This is a genomic window from Lysinibacillus fusiformis, assembly GCF_003049525.1.
Taxonomy (GTDB): domain Bacteria; phylum Bacillota; class Bacilli; order Bacillales_A; family Planococcaceae; genus Lysinibacillus; species Lysinibacillus fusiformis.
Genome location: NZ_PYWL01000008.1, coordinates 82,623 through 104,214, shown reverse-complemented (window position 1 = coordinate 104,214; position 21,592 = coordinate 82,623). Strand labels below are relative to the sequence as shown.

19 protein-coding genes are annotated in these 21,592 nt (G+C 36.7%); 13 read left to right on the top strand and 6 right to left on the bottom strand.

What is annotated here, in order from left to right; all coding sequences use genetic code 11:
* Positions 1-14: 14 nt before the first annotated feature.
* The 11 genes from leuD (at position 15) to C9J29_RS17150 (ending at position 12,812) form a co-directional block, all read left to right on the top strand.
* Positions 15-605, top strand: a complete 591-nt coding sequence (gene leuD, locus C9J29_RS17195; RefSeq protein ID WP_043990735.1) for a 3-isopropylmalate dehydratase small subunit — start codon at positions 15-17, stop codon at positions 603-605.
* A 195-nt stretch (positions 606-800) separates the two neighbouring features.
* Entirely contained in the window at positions 801-971 is a 171-nt protein-coding gene (locus tag C9J29_RS24375) for a hypothetical protein (protein ID WP_008180501.1), read from the top strand.
* A 76-nt stretch (positions 972-1,047) separates the two neighbouring features.
* Complete coding sequence (rbsK, locus tag C9J29_RS17190) at positions 1,048-1,932, top strand: ribokinase (protein WP_008180503.1); 885 nt, start codon at positions 1,048-1,050, stop codon at positions 1,930-1,932.
* Between the two features lie 267 nt (positions 1,933-2,199).
* Positions 2,200-4,050 (top strand): dynamin family protein, encoded by a 1,851-nt coding sequence (locus tag C9J29_RS17185; RefSeq protein WP_089986331.1) that lies wholly within the window; start codon positions 2,200-2,202, stop codon positions 4,048-4,050.
* Between the two features lie 102 nt (positions 4,051-4,152).
* Complete coding sequence (locus C9J29_RS17180; RefSeq protein WP_107922507.1) at positions 4,153-5,370, top strand: RtcB family protein; 1,218 nt, start codon at positions 4,153-4,155, stop codon at positions 5,368-5,370.
* Positions 5,371-5,442: 72 nt separating this feature from the next.
* A complete protein-coding gene (locus tag C9J29_RS17175) occupies positions 5,443-6,441 on the top strand; it encodes a LacI family DNA-binding transcriptional regulator (protein WP_090002613.1) in 999 nt (332 codons plus the stop codon).
* Positions 6,442-6,536: 95 nt separating this feature from the next.
* The gene (locus C9J29_RS17170; RefSeq protein ID WP_107922506.1) at positions 6,537-7,958 is read left to right on the top strand and encodes an aldehyde dehydrogenase family protein; all 1,422 of its coding nucleotides are present in this window, start codon (positions 6,537-6,539) and stop codon (positions 7,956-7,958) included.
* A 21-nt stretch (positions 7,959-7,979) separates the two neighbouring features.
* On the top strand, positions 7,980-8,825 hold the full coding sequence (ahlS, locus tag C9J29_RS17165; RefSeq protein WP_346037839.1) for an AhlS family quorum-quenching N-acyl homoserine lactonase: 846 nt from the start codon (positions 7,980-7,982) through the stop codon (positions 8,823-8,825).
* 17 nt (positions 8,826-8,842) lie between these two features.
* Positions 8,843-10,024, top strand: a complete 1,182-nt coding sequence (locus C9J29_RS17160) for an iron-containing alcohol dehydrogenase (RefSeq protein WP_107922505.1) — start codon at positions 8,843-8,845, stop codon at positions 10,022-10,024.
* Positions 10,025-10,375: 351 nt separating this feature from the next.
* Complete coding sequence (locus tag C9J29_RS17155; RefSeq protein WP_107922504.1) at positions 10,376-10,714, top strand: hypothetical protein; 339 nt, start codon at positions 10,376-10,378, stop codon at positions 10,712-10,714.
* A gap of 13 nt (positions 10,715-10,727) precedes the next feature.
* Positions 10,728-12,812: an ankyrin repeat domain-containing protein gene (locus C9J29_RS17150; protein ID WP_107922503.1), complete on the top strand. Its 2,085-nt coding sequence runs from the start codon at positions 10,728-10,730 to the stop codon at positions 12,810-12,812.
* A gap of 94 nt (positions 12,813-12,906) precedes the next feature.
* Here the strand turns inward: C9J29_RS17150 and C9J29_RS17145 are convergent, their stop codons facing one another.
* On the bottom strand, positions 12,907-13,416 hold the full coding sequence (locus C9J29_RS17145; RefSeq protein WP_069481808.1) for a ferritin: 510 nt from the start codon (positions 13,414-13,416) through the stop codon (positions 12,907-12,909).
* Between the two features lie 340 nt (positions 13,417-13,756).
* On the bottom strand, positions 13,757-14,518 hold the full coding sequence (locus C9J29_RS17140) for a TerC family protein (protein WP_008180519.1): 762 nt from the start codon (positions 14,516-14,518) through the stop codon (positions 13,757-13,759).
* Between the two features lie 416 nt (positions 14,519-14,934).
* On the opposite strand from C9J29_RS17140, the gene C9J29_RS17135 reads away from it, so the two are divergent.
* Together C9J29_RS17135 and C9J29_RS17130 are read left to right on the top strand one after the other, a co-directional pair.
* On the top strand, positions 14,935-16,695 hold the full coding sequence (locus tag C9J29_RS17135) for an ABC transporter ATP-binding protein (protein WP_090002614.1): 1,761 nt from the start codon (positions 14,935-14,937) through the stop codon (positions 16,693-16,695).
* Between the two features lie 175 nt (positions 16,696-16,870).
* Positions 16,871-17,290, top strand: a complete 420-nt coding sequence (locus C9J29_RS17130; RefSeq protein ID WP_008181801.1) for an SRPBCC family protein — start codon at positions 16,871-16,873, stop codon at positions 17,288-17,290.
* A 39-nt stretch (positions 17,291-17,329) separates the two neighbouring features.
* Here C9J29_RS17130 and C9J29_RS17125 read toward each other — a convergent pair whose 3' ends face one another.
* From C9J29_RS17125 to C9J29_RS17110, 4 genes are all read right to left on the bottom strand, one after another.
* Complete coding sequence (locus C9J29_RS17125; RefSeq protein ID WP_008181802.1) at positions 17,330-18,817, bottom strand: spore germination protein; 1,488 nt, start codon at positions 18,815-18,817, stop codon at positions 17,330-17,332.
* On the bottom strand, positions 18,817-19,932 hold the full coding sequence (locus tag C9J29_RS17120) for an endospore germination permease (RefSeq protein WP_107922502.1): 1,116 nt from the start codon (positions 19,930-19,932) through the stop codon (positions 18,817-18,819). The genes C9J29_RS17125 and C9J29_RS17120 overlap by 1 nt, the downstream gene beginning before the upstream one ends.
* A gap of 143 nt (positions 19,933-20,075) precedes the next feature.
* Complete coding sequence (gene rsiV, locus C9J29_RS17115; protein ID WP_107922501.1) at positions 20,076-20,969, bottom strand: anti-sigma-V factor RsiV; 894 nt, start codon at positions 20,967-20,969, stop codon at positions 20,076-20,078.
* On the bottom strand, positions 20,962-21,480 hold the full coding sequence (locus tag C9J29_RS17110) for a sigma-70 family RNA polymerase sigma factor (protein WP_025116216.1): 519 nt from the start codon (positions 21,478-21,480) through the stop codon (positions 20,962-20,964). Before C9J29_RS17110 ends, rsiV begins: the two co-directional genes overlap by 8 nt.
* Positions 21,481-21,592: the final 112 nt, after the last annotated feature.

The following is a 21,592-nucleotide window of genomic DNA, read 5'->3' as shown; positions in this document are numbered from 1 at the left end:
AAGGGATGTTGAAAATGGAACCAATTAATATCGTAAAGAGTGTTATTACACCACTGGATCGTAAAAATGTGGATACAGACCAAATTATTTCAAAAGAGTTTTTAAAGCGTATTGAGCGCACAGGCTTTGGACAGTATTTATTTTATCACTGGCGCTTTGATGCAGACGGCAATGAAATAAAAGACTTTGTATTAAATAAACCAGAATTTAAAGAGTCAAAGATTCTAGTGGCACAGGATAATTTCGGCTGTGGTTCTTCTCGAGAGCACGCACCATGGGCCATATTGGATTATGGATTTAATGTCGTCATTGCGCCTTCCTTTGCAGATATTTTCCATAATAACTGCTTTAAAAATGGGATTCTTCCTATTAAGCTAACAGAAGCAGAATGTGATGAAATTCTAGCGAAGGGCAAAGCAAATCCATATTCAGTGGAAGTGAATCTTGCAGCACAAACGGTATCAAATGATGATGGAACAGTCTATCATTTCACAATTGATCCGTACTACAAGGAAACATTGCTAAATGGTTGGGATGAGATTGCCTTAACTTTTAAATACGAAGAACATATCGCTACTTATGAAGAGAAGCGAGTAGCCTATTAATATATTATTGGAGACTGAAGACAAACTGAGAGTTGTCTTCAGTTTTTTTGCGTTAGCAAATAACCATACTAATAATTATGGATAGAATGTGAATAGAAGTAAGTTTGACAAGAATATTCTGAATATAAACATTGTGAATAAATGGTATTTTTTGATAATGTGGAAGTAGCAAGTTATTTGAAAGGAGAATAGATTATGATTACTTATTCAGTTTCCTGTATTTTTTGCAAAAAGACGTTTGAGGTTGTGGAAGGGACAAGGAAATATACCTTGTATAAAAGAAATATGAAAGGAAAATTCTCCTGCGAAGATTGTGATAGTAAAATTGAACGTGAGGCTAGAAAAGGATTATTAGGAAAACTTTAAAAAGGCTATTAAAACACCCTGTCCTTGACCTTTTTTCTCCATTAAAATAGAGCTTAGAAGAAAGGTAGGGACATTAATGATTACAGTTATAGGAAGTTTGAATATGGATTTAGTTGTACAAATGAATGCTTTTCCAAAGCAAGGAGAAACCATTCTTGGCCATGCATTTCAAACAGTTCCAGGAGGAAAAGGGGCAAATCAGTCAGTTGCGGCTGCTCGACTTGGGAGTGACGTGGCGATGATTGGCTGTGTCGGTCAGGATAGCTTTGGTGAAACATTATGTGCAGGTTTACAGCAAGAGCAAGTAAACACAGATGCCATTGTTCATAGTGCTACAGCTCCAACAGGTATTGCTAATATACTTATTTACAATCAAGATAATCGAATTGTAGTGGTGCCTGGCGCAAACTATGAATTAGCACCTACACATATTGAGGCATCCAAAGAGTTGATACAAAAAAGCCAAATGGTGATCATTCAACTGGAAATTCCAAAAGAGACAACAGCATATGCCATTCAACTATGTAAAGAGGCGGGAGTGCCAATATTATTAAATCCTGCACCAGCGGCAAATTTTGATAAACAGTGGATGAAGGATATCGCCTATTTAACGCCAAATGAAACAGAATGTGCAGAAATTTTTAACGAGCCCATCGATCAGCTGCTAGAAAAGTATCCTAATAAGCTCATTATAACGCTAGGAAGTGATGGTGCGCGTTATTTTGATGGTATATTTCCCGTTCATATACCAGGCTATATGACGACTGCTGTGGATACAACTGGTGCAGGTGATACCTTTAACGGTGCACTAGCTTATGCCTTAGTAGAGGGTCAATCATTAGATGAGGCAGTGTACTTTGCTAATCTTGCTGCCTCATTGTCTGTTGAAAAATTTAGTGCACAGGGAGGCATGCCTACACTTGGGGAAGTTTACGCGCGTATGGCAGGCACCGGGGAATAGTATTCCAAAAAGAACAGGTAGATCTAAATAGCTATAATAAAGGTTATTTACGCTGGCGATTTTAGTAAAATTCATAAAATTGGCTATTTCTTTTAGTCTGAATTGTGAATGAAATGTGAAATGACATTACAACGGTATAAGGATGAATTCCTATTTGTCGTATAAATGCATAAGTATATTGTCCTCTTTTCGTTGATCTATATATTAGTAAAGCATTAGTATCATTTATAATGGTCTTATAGATGCATACGAAAAGAGGTTTTGAGGATGACGAACATTGACCATACGCCAATCGAATATACAACCTCAGCGAATAATATATTGCCACAATTTGTTGATCAACTTCGACAATTGTACGGTATTATTGTCCAAAATACATATGTGAAAGATACAGCTAAACATTTAAATCGTATTATTCAAGATGCTAATAACCAAACGATGATTTTAATCGTCGGTAAACAACGAGTAGGCAAAACGACACTAGTCAACGGACTCCTCGGACGTGAGGTTTTATCTGTAAATGATCAACATCCGACAGGTGTCAATACATTTATTCGATATGGCGAACAAGAAGAGATTAAAGCCTATTTTTTAGATGGCGTTGTAGCCATATTTGATCTTAGTAAATTAGAACTACTAACAACAGGTGATACATTTGCTTCGCAGATTTTACGTGAACATTTAGATTACTTGGAAGTATATTTAAAAAATGATTTATTAAAATCTGTGACAATCATTGACTCGGTTTCCTTAGAAGCTGGGGGAGGTGAAATGGCCTATTTCTCTGAAGCACTGATGAACCGTGTAGATGAGATTTTCTGGGTTTTACGTGCCGGCTCTAGGGCGATTGATGCTGAGCTTTTATTAATGGATACGTTAAAGCATAAAGGAGTGGAGCCTTTATGTGTCATCAATGGTATTGATGCTGATGAGCATGCAGACGCATTTATTACTGCTGAACAACAGCGTATTGGCCATTTGATGAGTGATTTTATAGCTATTTCCGCAACGAATGCACTGGCAGCCAAGCAAACGGGCAACCTTGAGCTTTGGCAGAAAAGTCAATATGACCATTTAATAGCTCACATACATCGTGTGGCTGAAAATAGTGAAAAAAAAACCTATGCCATTTTAATTCGCTTCTTGCAATGGCTTGAACGGTTCCGCTTCGAATTAACTGTTATTCCACGACGTGACCCATTTCAGTCTGCTGTTGAGAATATTGAAAAATACGCAGGTGATACCCAATTTGAGTTTTCTCGCTATCAGCGTGACTTAGCGATAGTTAAGGAATATGAGCAAGAATATGAGCAGGTGGCCAATACATTTACACATGTTCAAACCCTTTATCAGCTCTTACAAACTATCTCGCAGCATGATTATTTACAAGATGAGAAGGTAGAAAAATTTACTGAAATCGCTGTATATTATCAACAAATGTTACGGGAGTATCGTTCTATGCACAGTGAGTATTCACGAGAATATGAACGCCTAGATGCACAGCATAAAAAGATTCATGGTAAAGGGCTTATGAAGGCTATCTTCGGTCAGCATACCCAAAATGAATTTTTCAAAGAGCGTGTGCAAAAATTAAATGAGCAGCAAGTGGTTTGTGTAGCTCAATACGACAATGTACTGCAAGCAGAAACGTCCATGTTGCAAGCAGTTCGAGACATTCAACCTTATTTAGTCAATTTAGTAAAGGAACGTATGAGTCGTATTGAACAAAAAGTGCAGGAATTAAATCAACAACGTGCGAAAGAGAAGCGACAATTAAAGCGCTATGCTGAAAAATTAAATGAATTTTCATGTTTAATTGAAGCACAGGGCTATATTAAGGAACATCTTCAACCTTTCTTAATGCAGGAACAAATGCCACTGAAAGCAAAGGACCTAGAAATGCTTGAAGAAACGGTGCAGGCTATTTTGAACATCGATCTTTCGAGGAATGGTTTATTGGCACGTAGTCAAATGAATAATAAAATGGAGAGTATTGCTATACCTTTTGAGGTGGAGGAAATGTATCCACAGCAATGCTTAACGTTACAAGAAGAAGATGTGAAATCGAATGATATTCCAGAGATACCAAATAAACTAGCCATACAATATGCAGAATAAACTTTACAAAACGTTCTAAAAGAATGAATCTTTTAGGGCGTTTTTTTATGGAATGAAACATATCATTCCATTTGTACGTATAAATGGTAAGGAGGGGTAAAAATGATTGAAATTAAAGGACGTTACACGGAGGCTAAAATTTATGCTGAAACAGCATTGCCATCAGCGATCGATCAAATTCAAGAATTGACGAATCAGGCGTTTATGTCAGGTACAAAGGTACGTATTATGCCTGATTATCATGCAGGGAAAGGCTGTGTTATTGGCACGACCATTCACCTACAGGAGCGGGTTGTGCCAAATTTGGTCGGTGTGGATGTGGGCTGTGGTGTATTTGTAGCGCAATTAGATGTAACGAAGGTAGATTATGAGAAACTCGATACTGTCATTCGAACGTATGTACCGAGCGGTCAAGAGGTTCATAAGGAACTATCGCCTGACCGACAATTTTTAGCGTTCGAAGGTAAACAGTTCAAAGCAAGTGGCTTTAAGGATGAGTATACGAATCTATCGTTAGGGACACTTGGTGGAGGCAATCATTTTATTGAATTGGCTAAAGATGAGGAAAATCAGTTCTATTTACTAATTCATACTGGTTCACGTTATGTGGGGGCAAAAGTAGCAAACTGGCATCAAAAAAGAGCCTATGACAATTTACGTCAGCAAGATTTGACTGAAAAAATAGAGGGCTTTAAACAACAAGGGCGAGAAAAGGAAATCCAAGCGATGATTCAAGCCTATAAAGAGAAACACCCTGTGGTTCCGAAAGAGTTAGCCTATCTGGAGGGCGAACATTTCCATGACTATATTCATGATATGAAAATCGCGCAGCAATTTGCGCAGATGAATCGTTGGACTATTGCTGAAACCATTGCAAAACATATGAATTGGCAGTTGATAGATACATTTGATACGATTCATAACTATATTGAGACAGAGACAATGACGCTACGTAAGGGAGCCGTCCGTGCCAATAAAGGAGAGAAGCTTGTCATTCCTATGAATATGCGCGATGGATCACTTATTTGTATAGGGAAAGGCAATGCTGATTGGAATAATTCAGCCCCACATGGTGCAGGACGTATGTACTCACGCCGTGCCGCTAAAAAAGCGTTGAATATGGAAGATTTTAAAGAGACGATGGAGGGAATCTGGACAACATCAGTCAATGAAGAAACATTAGACGAGGCACCAATGGCCTATAAGCCTATGGCAGAAATTACATCTGCTATTGGAGAAACAGTGGATATTATTAAGATGATTAAGCCTGTCTACAATTTCAAAGCGAGTGAAGCGGTAAAGCCTTATGAGAGAAAGTGACACCCTAACTCCCTATCATCAATAGGTATGTATGGTATAATATAGCTTTACAACAATGAAATGGGTGGTTTTTTGGTTTCTTCAAAAGATGTGGCAAAGCATGCTGGTGTATCTCAAACAACCGTGTCAAGAGTGTTGAATACACCAGAGCTAGTAAAGCCAAAAACAGTTGAAAAAGTGATGAAAGCGATTGAGGACTTAAACTATATTCCAAATGATATAGCTAGATCGCTTGTTCAGAAAAAGACAGGCATTATAACATTAATATCAGGTCCTTTACACAATCCTTTTTTTGTTGATACGACGACCGCTATCGTTAATTATGTCAACGCCCGTGGCTATAAAGTTAACGTTTATTTTGGTACAGAAGATAATTTACACTCGATTTACAATGCAGTTTTAGAAACGAAGGCAGATGCCATTATATTATCTTCGATGCTCTATCAAGATGATTTATTTTTTACATTAGAAAAACTAGGAATTCCATTTATTATGTTTAATCGTAAGCATCAAGAAAATAGACATTTTGTAGAAATAGATAATGTGCAAGCAGGATATCTAGCAGCTAATCATATTTTATCATTAGGGCATCAATCACTGTGCTGGATTGGTGGTCCACATCAAATGAGTACTTTTTTTGGTCGCTACCATGGGTTTGAAAAGGCACTAAAGGATCATGAAATAGAAGCTAAATCTGTACCTACATTTTTTACCAATACGAATAAGGAAGATATCGAAAAGGCTTTTGAGGAACTATTAAAACTGGACAGAAGACCTACAGCAATTTGTGCAGCAACAGATGCCATCGCTATAGAAATTTTGAACCTTTGTTTAGAAAGAGGCTTTCAGGTTCCTAGGGATTTCAATGTGATCGGCATTGATAATGTGGAGCTTAGTAAACATCATTCCATTGCTTTGACAACAGTAGGGATTACATCAGAAGAAAACTTAGGATTTTTAGCGATTGAAAAATTATTTGAGGTTATGGAGAAAAAAAATACTTGCATCCAGCAAACAGAGTCTGTTAAACTTTTCCCAAGAAATACAACGTGTAAAAATGAACTGATTTAACGTCAGTTTATTTTTTGCACCGAAATGGTTACGTATTCATTTCTTTATTTTCAGAAATGAATACGTAACCATAAATGAAAGGAGTGAGATAAGTCTTGAAAAGGGGCTTATGGATTCATGGAGAATGGAAGATGACTGCAGAGTATATGGAGGTTCAAGCCCCGCATTCACAAGAGGTGATTGCCCATTTTGCAATGGCCACTGAACAAGATATACATGAGGCCATTGCAAGTGCACAAATAGCTGCGAAGAGCATGGCTGCGTTAACGGCTTTTCAACGAGCAGAAATTTTGGAGCATTTATCGACACTCTTTTTGGAAAATCGAGAAGAGGCAGCTAGTATTATTTCACTAGAATCAGCAAAACCGCTCAAGTATGCCTATGCTGAAATTGATCGCACCATTGAAACCTATAAATTTGCCGCAGAGGAGGCTAAACGATTATCTGGCGAAATGATTCCGATGGACGCTTCTAAAAATGGGGAAGGGCGTTTTGCCTATACCATTCGAGAGCCAATCGGCGTAATTGCAGCAATTACACCGTTTAATTTCCCACAAAATTTAGTTGCGCATAAAGTAGGTCCTGCTTTAGCGGCAGGTAATACGATTGTGTTAAAGCCAGCTACTCAAACGGCTCTATCCGCTCATTTTCTAGCAAAACTATTGGCACAAACCAATTTACCGGCGGGAGCTTTTAATCTAGTGACTGGGCAGGGGAAATTAGTAGGAGATGTATTTTTAGCACATCCTCATGTGAAAATGATAACGTTTACGGGAAGTCCTGCTGTAGGGATTTCGCTACGAAATCGTGCAGGTTTAAAAAAGGTAACGTTAGAATTAGGGTCGAATGCAGGAGTGATTGTTGACGAAGGCGTTCAACTTGATCAGATTATGGACCGAATAATTATGGGGGCATTTTCAAATCAAGGTCAGGTATGCATTTCATTGCAGCGAATATATGTAATGGAAAGTATCGTAAATGAGTTTTTAGACAAGCTCAGCGCTAAAGTGGCACAGCTAGTCATTGGTGATCCTCTTGATGAAACAACGGATATAGCCATGATGATTTCAGCAGCAGAACAAGAACGAGCCCATGAGTGGATTGAAGAAGCAGTTGCTGAAGGGGCTAAAATCATTGCTGGTGGTTATATTGACAATCAGGTTTTATTGCCAACTGTTTTATCGAACGTATCTTCACAAAGTAAGGTATCCTGTGAAGAAATTTTTGCGCCAGTTGTTATCGTGAATTCAGTATCTACTATAGAGAAGGCAATAGAAGCTATTAACGATTCTCATTATGGACTACAGGCAGGTATTTTTACACCATCAATTGAGACGGCTTTTAAAGCTTCCAAAGCATTACAGGTAGGGGGCGTCCTTATTAATGATGTGCCAACTTATCGTGTAGATCATATGCCATATGGTGGCGTGAAGGAAAGTGGTACAGGCCGTGAAGGCATTAAATATGCAATGGAAGAAATGACAGAAATGAAGCTCATTATTTGGAATAACCAATAATCACGAATGGAGATGGGAAACATGAAAATGATCAAACAACACCCAAAATTGTATGTAATGGACAACGGTACGATGCGAATGGATAAGAATTATATGATTGCCATGCACAATCCAGCAACAATCGATCATCCAAATCAACCAAATGAATTTGTAGAATTCCCCGTTTATACAGTACTTATTGATCATCCAGAGGGCAAAATTTTATTTGATACGGCGTGTAATCCAAACGCTATGGGACCCGATGGACGTTGGGGAGAATTTACACAAAAAGCGTTCCCTATTAATATGCCAGAAGAATGCTATTTACATCATCGATTAGAAGAATTAAATGTTCGTCCTGAGGATATCAAATATGTTGTAGCATCCCACTTGCATCTCGACCATGCAGGCTGCTTAGAATTATTTACGAATGCGACGATCATTGTACAAGAAGATGAGTTTAACGGCACATTACAAACGTATGCAAGAAATGTTAAAGACGGTGCCTACATTTGGGGCGACATTGATATGTGGATTAAAAATAATTTACAATGGCGCCTTATTAAACGTGGTGAAGATCATGTGAAGCTTGCAGAAGGCATTCAAGTATTAAACTTTGGTAGTGGCCATGCGTGGGGTATGCTCGGTCTGCACATTAATATGCCAGACACAGGTGGAATTATTTTAGCGTCAGATGCCATCTATACGGCGGAAAGCTTTGGCCCACCTGTTAAGCCACCGGGCATTATTTATGATTCGGTTGGCTATAATTCTACAGTTGAACGCATTCGCCGACTTGCCAATGAAACGAATTCTCAGGTTTGGTTTGGTCATGACCCTGTCCAATTTAAATCATTTAGAAAATCGACAGAAGGATATTATGAATAGATAGGAGTAGAGAAGCCATGCATAAATTAACCTTTACGCCTGTAAGCTATACAGGTTGGGGATGTTTAAATCAGCTTCTGCCTGAAGTAGAAAGATTTAAAGCTACAAATATTTTAATTGTCACAGACCCATTTTTAAAGGAATTAGGGCTAGCAGATAAAGTCCAGCAGCCCTTGCGTTCAAAAGGATATGCAACGACCATTTATACAGATATTGCCCCAGAGCCCCCACTTGCTATTGGAGAAAAGCTAGTTGATTTTACTAGAAAACATCAATTTGATTTGGTCATCGGTTTAGGTGGAGGAAGTGCTCTTGATTTAGCTAAGCTTGCTGCTGTTTTAGCCGTACATGATGGGAAAGTAGCGGATTATTTAAATTTAACAGGCACAAAAGCACTTGAACAAAAAGGATTACCTAAAATTTTAATACCAACTACATCTGGAACAGGCTCAGAAGTGACAAATATCTCAGTCCTGTCCCTCGACACAACAAAAGACGTTGTGACACACGACTACTTATTGGCGGACAGTGCGATTGTAGACCCAGAGCTAACGATTTCATTACCACCAAAGGTAACAGCTGCAACGGGGGTTGATGCTTTAACACATGCCATTGAGGCATATGTTTCAGTCAATGCCAATGAAGTAACGGATGCACTTGCACTACAAGCTATTCGCCTAATTAGTGGCTCTATTCGTACGGCTGTGCTGGAAGGGGAGAATAAGCAGGCACGTTCAGATATGAGCTATGGTAGTTATTTAGCTGGTTTGGCATTTTTCAATGCAGGAGTAGCCGGTGTTCATGCTTTAGCTTATCCTTTAGGAGGTCAATTTCATATAGCCCATGGCGATTCCAATGCCGTACTATTACCATATGTCATGGGGTATATTCGTCAAAGCTGTGAAAAACGAATGAAAGATATTTTAGATGCCATGGGTTTATCATCTGCCTACTTATCGCAAGAAGAGGCTTCCTATAAATGTGTGGATGCATTACAACAGCTCGTTCAAGATGTAAAAATTCCTTCCACGTTAAAGGGATTTAATATACCAGAAGAAGCCCTAGGACAATTAACTGACGATGCAACAAAGCAAACAAGAATTTTAGCTCGAAGTCCGATGCCATTAGAACGAGAAGATATTTATGCTATTTATCGGGCTGCATTCGATGGAGAAGTCCGAGAGCCAGCTAAATCATAAAGAAGAAAAGAGAAACGTTGATTGTTGACGTTTTTCTTTTTTTATGCAGGTATTCAAAATTAAACTTATTAATTTGCGTCCTAAAAGTATGAGATTTATTAAAGGAAGAGAGATTGGAGATTGGAGAAAACGTACATACCCCACCCACTTTGAAATGAAAGGTTTTATGACTAAATTACTTAAGAAACAGCAAGAATAAATCATCATTTAGAGCGTTTTTTTTATATATAAAATAATATTCAAAAATTTATATTTATGAATATTTTCTCTTAGTTATTTTAAAATTTATAGTAAATAATAGGTAATTAGTATATAATATTAATTATTTTTCAATATATGGAGGGTGTGCTAATGAAACTAGTACTACAGATATCAAGTTATATATTATTTATTGCAGCTATAGTTTTTAGTTTATCTCAAATATCAATCTTAAAGGAAGAAAAAGAGGATATGGAATACTGGGAAGAAGCAGCTAAAGAACATTATGATAACAACCTAATTGAAGAAAGATATTTTGTTGTTAAAAATATATATAGCTCACATCTTACAACAACCTTAGTATCAGCAATATCCATGGTACTAACAGGAATATTCTTTCTTGCAATAGCAAAAATTATTGCATTGCTTCAAGACATAAATTCCAAGGTTACAAATAAGCCTCAAGAAGAAGAGTTCGAATTGTTGAATTAATAGGAGGAAACGAATGTTAGTTGATATAAATTGTCCAGTTGAATTACTTGAGTATCAGCTATATAGAAGTAAGAAAACGGGTAAAGTTTATTGTTCATTGAAGTTTAATAATATTTCAGAAAAAAGAATAAAAGGCTTAAATGCTACTATTTATTGTTTTGATCAATTTGGTGAACCAGTTGGCTGGGAATCAACTAACATTGAATATAAACTGCATCTAAGTGAATCAATAGAACCTAACCAAGCATTTGATAACAATGAAAAAATTGCATTAGATAGTTTTTCTCATGCCAGAAGCATAGATATAGTCTTTGAGAAAGTACTTTTTAGTGATGAAACAATATGGACAAAAACGGAATCAGAGTTAGAGAAAGTAGAACTAAAACAATTTAACGATCCAGGTCAATTAATGTTTGTACAAACGCATGAAGGAAATGATGCAAAATATTATTCACAATTGATAAATGATAAATGGACATGTGTATGTGGACGTTTGAACTTGGAGAACACGAAAATATGTAAACGTTGCAAAAGAGAAAAAGATAATGTTCTTTCCATTTATATGAATGAAAAAACGATTAGTGAAAATATTAAGTTATATGAAGAACAAATAGAAGAGGAAAAAAAGCAAGAGCTATTAGAAAAAGAACGTCAACATGAAACATTTAGGAAAAAAGTAAAGAGAATAGTAAAATATAGCTCTGTGATAATCTTTTTTCTATTGCTTATTGGTATTGCAACCTATGGTTTTATAACAAAATTTACTTTTTCATGGGATAATTATCTTTTGTTAAAAGATAAGGACAACGCTTTGATTGAGGCAGTAAAAAACCAAAATTTGAATGATATAAATTTTTTGATTGAAAATGGGGCCAACGCTAATTTTGTAAATAGGGATGGCGAAAATTCAATTAGTAAAGCCATCGAATTACCGAATAAAAAGTTAGTTATTTCCTTAATGAATAAAGATATGGGAAATATTAGAGTAGGAAAAGAAGAGGATAGTCTTGCACATGTTGCAGTTAAAAATGAACAATATGAGATACTAAAAGAGCTTCATAAATTCGAAGTTGATATGAACGTAAAGAATGAGATGGGGCATACTGTACTATATTCTGCTTTGCAGACAGGGAATAGAGAGATACTTGAATACCTTATTTATGAATGGAAAGTAAATCTTCAAGAAGTGGATAATGACGGTAACAATATTGTTCAAGTAGCCTTATTACAGCCATTAAACAATACAGCATTAATCAAGGATTTACTAAACTTGGACATTGATTTAAAAAAAGTGAATATAGGTGGTCAAAATACATACACAACAGCTATACTTACTCAAAATAAAGAGATAGTTCAACTATTTATAGATAAAGGATTAGATCTTAATCAGGTTGATGAATTAGGAAATAATGCGATTCACATTCTCCTTAATCACAAAAAAGACAATCTGACTTATTTGGCAGAATTAATAACTAAAGGAACGGCTGTAAATGGACTTAATAAACAAGGACAAACACCATTGTATTTAGCGATCCTAAACGGGGATAAAAAAACTGTTGAGGGGCTACTTAAACTTAAGGTGGATAAAAATATTGTCAATAGTAATGGGGACTCTGCTAAAGATATTGCCGAAAAGTATAATAAATCATTGGTAGAATTATTTGAGCAAGATAGGTTTACAATTAAGCATGATAAACAAAAGAATGTTTTCTTAGTAAGTGGGGTTACCTTGGGCAATTCAAGAAAAGACGTAGTTAATAAGTTAGGAAACCCTGCTAAGAGGAAACAATTCGAATCTATAGATGGTGACATAGACTGTAATATTTATTATCTAAAAGATAGTACCGAAAAAGATATAGAGACGCATTATTGTTCTTATATAGGTATAAGCGATAAGATTGAATATATTTCGTTTAACTTATATCCTAAACAGCTAAATGAAAAATGGTATAAAGATTTAGGAAAACCGTTTATCGATGATGATGCTCCGTTATATTATCTAAAGGGAACGGAACAATTACTGCTATTAAAACCAAAAGAAGAAATAGGGTTTCTTTATTATGCAGGCTATGAATTTTATAATAATTTGTACCAGTAGGATTAGTATATTTAAAGCCTAAAAATCAGGCTACGAAGCTTCTTTGATGAAACTTCGTAGCCTTTGTCATGGGTTAGCTAATTTAGTAAGTATGTTATGCTTCTGCATCAGGCGTAAATGTACGCGTAGCTAATTCTGCATCTAGCATAAAGATAGCGTTGGAGTCGTTTTCGATACGTTCGATTTTACGAATTAATGTATCAAATGTAGATTCTTCCTCTACTTGCTCATCGATGAACCATTTTAAAAAGGCCATTGTCGCATGCTCACGTTCATCTAAAGCGATATCTGATAAATTATATATACGGCGCGTCACTTCTTTTTCATGAGAAAGAGCTGTTTTAAAGGCATCTAAAATCGATTCAAAATGATTGCCTGGGCTTTCAAAGCCTTGAATTGTTGCACGGTAGCCCATATCACTTAAGAAGTTGTAAAATTTCATCGCATGGAAGCGTTCTTCTTCGGCTTGTACTAAAAAGAAGTTAGCGAAACCATCGTAATCCTGGTCTGTGCAATAAGCCGCCATTGCCATGTAAGCATGAGCCGAGTAAAATTCAAAATTCATTTGTTCGTTAAGTGCTGTGTGTAGTTTTTCAGATAACATAAAAGTTTTCCTCCTTTTGCAGTAAATGCCTTCTTCACTAGTATACAATGTTAGAGGTTCTTCATACAAAAATTTTAAATTTCATGGAAATATGTGCAAAACTTAATTGATATTTGTTCTCAATTAGAAAATTTACACTTCTTTATTTTTCGATACAACGGCAGGAAAGGCTATTGTGTCGTTTGTAAAGTCAAGTATTAGTCGGGGGAATTGGATAGGGCGACCTAGCGAGGTTACAATGACATGAAAATTTATTTAGCATGGCGCTGTTAATAAAATAAAATGTTACATATAAAATAGAAAATCGCCTCGACATAGGTCGTGGCGATTTTTTTAATCATTATTGTGCTTGAGTTTTTTGGTTTTTGACCCCAATTAAGTAACCACCTAGGGCAATTGCTACTAGGACAATCCAGAAAATAGCTTTCCAAATTGTAGAATGTGGGAACTCATGTGGAATAATGCCTAATTTTTCATGTGCTAATGTTAACACAGCTAATTTCACACCAACCCAACCAACGATTAGGAAGGCAGCCGTTTCTAGTGAAGGGAATTTATCAAGAACTTTCACGAACCAACGAGCCGCGAATCGCATCATGATAACCCCGATAAGACCACCTAAGAACATAACGGCGAACTGTCCTGCATTAATACCACCAATATCAAAATCACCGATATGTGGTAATGTTACAGCAATAGCAACCGCAGCTAGAATAGAATCTACCGCGAACGCGATATCAGCAAGTTCTACTTTTACAACCGTCATCCAGAAGCCGGATTGCTTTTTCGGCTCTTGGATCTCATCGGAGCTTTGCGATGCTTTCCGTGAATCATAAATATGCTTAATAGACATAAACAATAGATAAGCTGCACCTATTGCTTGAATTTGCCAGAAATTAACGAGTGTTGTAATAAGGAATAATGCGGCGAAGCGGAAAACAAATGCCCCCACTAATCCATATAACAAAGCTTTTTGTTGTTGTGCTTTTGGTAAATGCTTAACCATAACTGCCATTACCACTGCGTTGTCAGCTGCCAACAATCCTTCTAATACAATTAATACGACGAGTACCCATGCGTATTCTAAAATAATTGCCTCCAAATTTGTTTCCTCCTTTAATTATTGAACAGAAATGAATGGTTGCTTCTAACATATTCTTCCCAATTTTAAGCAAAAGAAAAAGACCCCTGCCTAAAAAATAGGCAAAGGTCTTGCTAAGCAATTTACTGTTCGTTGCACAGAAATTATTCTGTGAGACAATTTATGCCATCACACCCGATGGTACGAAACCATGTAATGACGAATGTGAATCAGATGCTTCGATCGCATCCGCTAGCTACTCCCCTTTGACAATAAAGTCAAAAGCTATTCAATTCTTACACCAATCATAGCATGCGAAAAACTGAAAGTAAATAAAAATATACTGCTATGGAGAAAAAATACTTTTCCGTTACGTTTGCACAAATGGTACTATTAAAAGATAGGCGAAATTTTTACAACTTAGAAAGGAGACAAACATGTATAGAAAATTTTTTTCCTATTATAAGCCGCATAAACGATTGTTTGTCATCGATTTTTCAAGTGCAATCATTGTAGCCATTTTAGAGCTCGCCTTTCCATTAGCCGTTCAGTGGTTTATTGATGAGCTATTACCAACAGGCGATTGGGGAATGATTGTAAAAATAAGTGTATTATTGCTGCTAGTGTACGCAATAAGTACGTTTTTAAACTTTATCGTGAACTATTTAGGGCATAAATTGGGGATTAATATTGAGACAGATATGCGTCAGGAATTATTTACGCATGTACAAAGGCAATCATTCCGATTCTTTGATAATACGAAAACAGGTCATATCATGAGCCGTATTACCAATGATTTATTTGATATTGGGGAATTTGCCCATCATGGACCTGAGGATTTATTCATTGCCATTATGACCTTTGTTGGGGCCTTTGCTATTATGTTTAATGTGAACCCAACACTCGCTTTAATTGCAGCGATCATGGTGCCATTTTTAACATGGCTTGTGACATTTAGTAATATAAAAATGAATAATGCTTGGAAAACGATGTATGGCAAAATTGCTGATGTTAACGGACGTGTAGAGGATAGTGTGTCCGGAGTCCGTGTTGTGAAATCCTTTACAAATGAAGATTTTGAAATCAAACGCTTTAAGGAGCAGAATGGATTTTTCCGTACGGCTAAATTATATGCCTATAAAATAATGGCAGGAACCCACTCGAGTATTTACATGATGACACGCCTCCTTACATTAATGGTGTTAGTAGTCGGCGCTTGGCTAAGCTTTAATGGAAAATTATCTTACGGGGAGCTAGTGAGCTTTGTTTTATATACAAATGTACTCATTAAACCAATTGATAAGATTAGTGCTTTATTAGAGCTTTATCCGAAGGGGATGGCTGGTTTTAAGAGATTCCGTGAATTAATTGAGCAGGAACCAGAAATTCAAGATCATGAGAATGCGAAGGTCATTAACCATTTAGATGGTAATATTTCCTTCAATAATGTTCACTTTAATTACGATACTTCGAAACAGGTTTTAAAAGATATTTCATTCGATGTAAAGGCTGGACAAACTATTGCTTTTGTTGGCCCTTCAGGTGCCGGTAAAACGACCATTTGTTCGTTAATTCCTCGCTTCTATGAGGTTTCAAAAGGTGCTATTTCGATTGACGGTATCGATATTCGCAATATGACCCAGGCTTCCTTACGATCTCAAATTGGTATCGTACAGCAGGATGTCTTCTTATTTACAGGGACAATTCGTGAAAACATTGCCTATGGAAAGCTAAACGCCAGTGAAGAAGAAATTCGTGAAGCAGCGAAAAAGGCCCATTTAGAGGCATTCATCGCTGAGCTACCTGATGGTTATGATACGCAAATTGGGGAACGAGGCTTGAAATTATCCGGTGGACAAAAACAACGATTAGCCATTGCGCGTATGTTCTTGAAAAACCCACCAATTTTAATTTTAGATGAAGCGACCTCTGCATTAGATACCGAAACAGAGATGATTATTCAGCAATCTTTATCAGAGCTAGCTGAAAACCGTACTACGTTAGTTATTGCCCATCGCCTGGCAACTATTAGAAACGCAGATCGGGTAATGGTCGTGACGCCAAAAGGTATTGAGGAAGATGGTACTTATGATGAGTTAGTGGCTCACAATGGTATCTTTGCGAAGCTCCATCACATTCAATTCCGTAAGGGACAAAACGAACAAAGCATACAAAATGATTATGTAGAGCTGACGTAACAGTATGTCGGCCCGATTATTAAAAGGCAGAAATGTGTGAGAGCATTTCTGTCTTTTCCTATTTTTATATATTTATCGCAAAGGATAAGGACTAATAGGACAAGGAATTTTAGAAGAGGGGAGGAATTATTAGTAGTGAATAGACAATGACAGATTAATAGATGGAGGTTAAGACATGGACAGCCACAAAAGTATTGGACTAACCAAAACAGTTGGTTATCAAGTAGGGGTTAGAAAAACGTTTCCAATCTCGCAACAGCAAGCATGGTCACTTATTACAGCGGAGGAAGGTTTGAATGCATGGTTAGGAGGAGGGGGAAATATAATCCTTAAACCTGGTCATCAGTATCGTACAACGGTGGGAACCGGAGAAATTCGGATCGTCAAACCACTTTTGCAACTCCGTCTTACTTGGAAAAAAGAGGAGTGGCAACGACCTTCTACCATACAAATTCGAATCCTATCCAAAGAAAATAATAAAACGACCATTAGTTTTCATCAGGAACATCTTGCTAATCAGCAAATAAGAGAAGAAATGAAGCGATATTGGGAATCGAGGTTAGCATCTATCGAAGAGAGCATACAAAAGATGTAGCCAAAAATAACTAGCATCTCCTCAATATGTGAGGGGATGCTAGTTATTTTCTTGGTCTTTTTTGTCTACGCTATGAGCATCAGCTGAACGGGTTGCATCCTGAGGAGCAAGTGCTTTATTGCGCTCCGTGTAACCTTTTGGTGATAGACGAAAAATAGATTTTTTGATGGTAGACCAGTTTAAATCTGTTGCAAGGTTCATGTAAGAGTAGCCGTAAATACGGATATTGCATAAGTAAAGAAGTGTCAAATATAAAGAAACAAAGAAGCCAAATAATCCGAAAAAGGCACTAGCTAGGATAAAGGCAACACGTAATATGCTGACGGATGTCACTAGGGATTGATTGACCAAGGTAAATGAAGCGATGGTAGAGATGGCGATAACAACAATCATTTCAGGACTTGTTACACCTGCTCGAATTGCAGCATCTCCAATAATGATTCCACCTACAACACTGATGGTTCCCCCAATTACTGAAGGAAGCCGTAACCCTGCTTCACGGAACAATTCAAACATCAAAAGCATTAGTAGCATTTCAAGTGAAGAAGGGAGGGGTAATCCAGCTTTGGCCTGTACAACGGTTGCCAGTAACTGTAATGGCAATTGATTTTGATGGTAGGTTGTTAAGGCAAGCCAAAAGGCAGGCAGTAGTAATCCTATAAGAATACCGAGTATCCGTAGTACTCGTTCTACAGAACTAAAAATGACCGGATATTCATTATCTTCCGCAGATTTCAATAATAAGAAGAGATTCACAGGCGTGATAATACAATAAGCGACACCATCTACGAAAATAACAAAGCGGCCCCTTGCTAATGCTTGAACGGCATAATCGGGTCGCCCTGTATAATCGAACTTTGGAAATAATTTAGAATTTTTATTCACGCGTTCCATCAATAAATCGCCACTAAAAACGATATCTGTATCGACCGCAGCTAGCTGTTTCTTAATACCATGTAGAATGTCCATATCCACAATATCTTCAAAGTACAGAATCGCCACTGTTGTTTTTGAGCGTTTTCCGAGCTCCACCTTTTCGACGCAAAATGAATTGGTCGGTAATCGTTTGCGAATTAAAGCGATATTGACGCGGATATCTTCAATAAAGTTATCCCTTGGCCCTTTAATAAGAACCTCCATACGTGTTTCTTCCGGCTTACGATTAGGCTTTTTAGCGATATTGCTTGCATATAACAGATGATCTTGCTCAAAATACATCAACAGGAAGCCACTATAAACGGATGAAATAAGCTGTTCCTTATCTTGGATTTTTTGAAGGCTTGGAACATGGAGATGCCTCGCTATATTTTCCTCAAAAGAAACGTCATCCAAATGATCATACAAATACTGGGTCCGCTGAATAATGACACCATTCAGCATTTGCTGATCAATCATGGCATCACATGTGATAAATTGTACCTTTTGTTCATTAAAGCTATATTCCTGAAATTGTATATCTGCAGATTTTTGAAATAGTTTTTTTATTGTATTTAAATCTATCTCTAACTCATGCTCCTGTTGAGACATTATGATTCACCACTTTTCATGTCTTGTTTTTCAGTTTTCCCCTTTTTAGAAGAATTATCCGATAAGTAAGCAACGACAATGAAAAAAATTGATAAAGCAAAAAAGAAAATAAACGTAGCACTTAAAATATAATGTCCCTTTACTTTTAAAAATAAGCTTTCATTTAACATAATTAACGGTAAACAAATGATGAAGAAGGGTGGAGCGAGCATTTGCCAAATACGCTTTGGATCGCCAGTCATTTTTAATAAGTCTGCCACAATATATAAGAGGAAACTTACACGAATGAAAGTCCCTGTTAACCATTGGTAAATAGAGAAGAAGTCTAAATGCTCAATATAGCGTCCGATGGTCACTAATCCCCATTCTTCATAAGCAGGATAACGTTGTTTCGATGCTTCACTTGGTCCGAATTCAGTAATGGCTCCAATTAATGGACCTAATGTAAGGCCAATTAAGATAGCCAGTATAATAGTGAAATGGTACCAACGAAGACGTTCTTTAAATTGGTGCTGCAAAAATAATAGTAATAATAGCTCTATAAATCCTGAAGCAGGAAAAATCATACCATGTATGATAGGCTGAAAACCATGCTCAAAAAAGGGGCGCAATAAACTATAATCTTTTACTTGTATATTGGTAAAGGCGACAAAAAAACCAAGGATTACAACTCCAAATAATACAAAGACATTGACAATAACAATTGTTTGTAAGCTAGTTGTCACAAGTAAAATGCAAAGAATAGTATAAACAAACAATAATATAAGGACAGGTAAAAATGTGCTATTTACCCATTGTAATGTTTCCACCATTGTAAATGCTGCGATAATCAATAGAAAAATGGCGACAATATAGATGATGGTAGTAGAAGCGACTTTTCCTATTTTTTCGCTGAGCCAGTCTCGAATGGGTTCCTGTTTAGATTTTTTTTGGATGTAAACTAATAAAAATAACCAAAAGAAAATAACACCCCCAGCAAATAGTACAGATAGCCAGCCATCTCTTTTGGCGGCATCTAGCAGTGGAGGAATAATAGTTACATGATTTTTTAAGCCAATAACGGTCATTGATAGGAAGATTACATGTAAAATACTGATGGATCCTACACTTTTCATGATGAAAACCCTCTAACATTGATTGATACATATTAGCTTAGACAAAAAACAGTAGCTTTATAAGCAGAAAATGGGTTCTTCTCCATGAAAAAACGAGGTATTTGATGATGTAATCGTCAAATACCTCGTTAAGTCCTATATAATTAATGGATGTATTTTGCGCTCACAAGATCATCCTTTAAGACGTCTGTTGGGATTTCAAATTCCACAACGCCCATAAAGCCTGGTGCCACTTCATATTTATCAAAGGAAATCACAAGCTTACCTTTATCTGAAATGTAGAACTGCTGATCAGGTTGAATGGCTGTAAATTCCTCCATCAAATCTTCATCGGCCATGCCAGCACCCTTCACCCAATAAACTTTATCCTGATTGGATTCAGCGATTTGCGTACGCATTTGTTCCTTAATATTTTCACTAATAGCTTCAATATAATTTTTATCTTTAAAAAGCATAGGTAAAGTAATTAAAATTTCGTTTTCTTTGTCAATCGTATCGTATTCCATCACAGTGGAAGAAGAGCCGACAGTATTTACCACATAACGACCAATCGATAAAATTTGGTCATTATCAGTTTTAATTTCAAAGCCACTATCAACGCCTAAATGACCACCACTACCACTGGCTTTTAAATCACCCACTTCAGTGATAAATTCATCGTAAAGAGCTTTCCCTTCTGCACGATATTTTTCATTTAATGTATTGGCAAGATCTTGATTGTCTAAATTTTCAATAGCAGGTACTTTAATATTGGCATCAAAATTATCTTCTGCCACCTCATATTCTGTCCAAGTTAATACTTTGACAACACTTCCTACAACAGGTATGTCTGAAAGTGTTCGAGCCATTGCTGGACTCACATTTAAACTAGCAGTAAATAGCATAGCTGCAGCTGCCGAACCAAGCAACCATTGAGGAGTACGGTTTTTTTTCTTTTTTCGACCTTGCTTTAATGCTCGTTCTACCACCAAATCTAATTCCTTAGGAATGGAAACATCTGTATATTGTTTTTCTAAATTTTTTAATTTTTTATCCATGTGCAGTTTCTCCCTTCACATCTTCCAATTGTATTTTCAATAGTTTTAATGCTTTATAAAGACGCGATTTGGCTGTACTTAACTTAATATCGAGGATGTTCGCAACGTCTGCGAGCTTTAAATCCTCGAAATAATGGAGAATCACAACCTCTCGATACATTTGCGGTAGCTCATCTAACGCATGCTCTAAATCGACGTTTTCATAGACATCCTCTTGAGCGGGGGTTAAATATTGCAAAGTATCATCATCAGTTACTTGTAAGCGTTTATGCTTTCGTAAAAAATCAATGGCTGTACGAACGACTATTTTATAAAACCAGCTTTTCATATAATCAACATTTTCAAGTCGATCTAATGACAGCATGGCTTTTTGAACACTGTCCTGTACAACATCTAGTGCGTCCTGTTCATTTTTTGTATAGCTATACGCGAGCAAATAAAAACGCTCTTTTTGTTCACGAATGAATTGGACAAACACCTCTTCATGTTGAAATGCATTTCTTGTTTTCATGTCCAAAGAAGCTCCTTTTTTAACATTGTCAAATTGTATACATGTACTAGACGTACGAAATGAGGGAAAAAGTTGAAAGCCATTAAAAAAACTTACCCCAATATGAGATAAG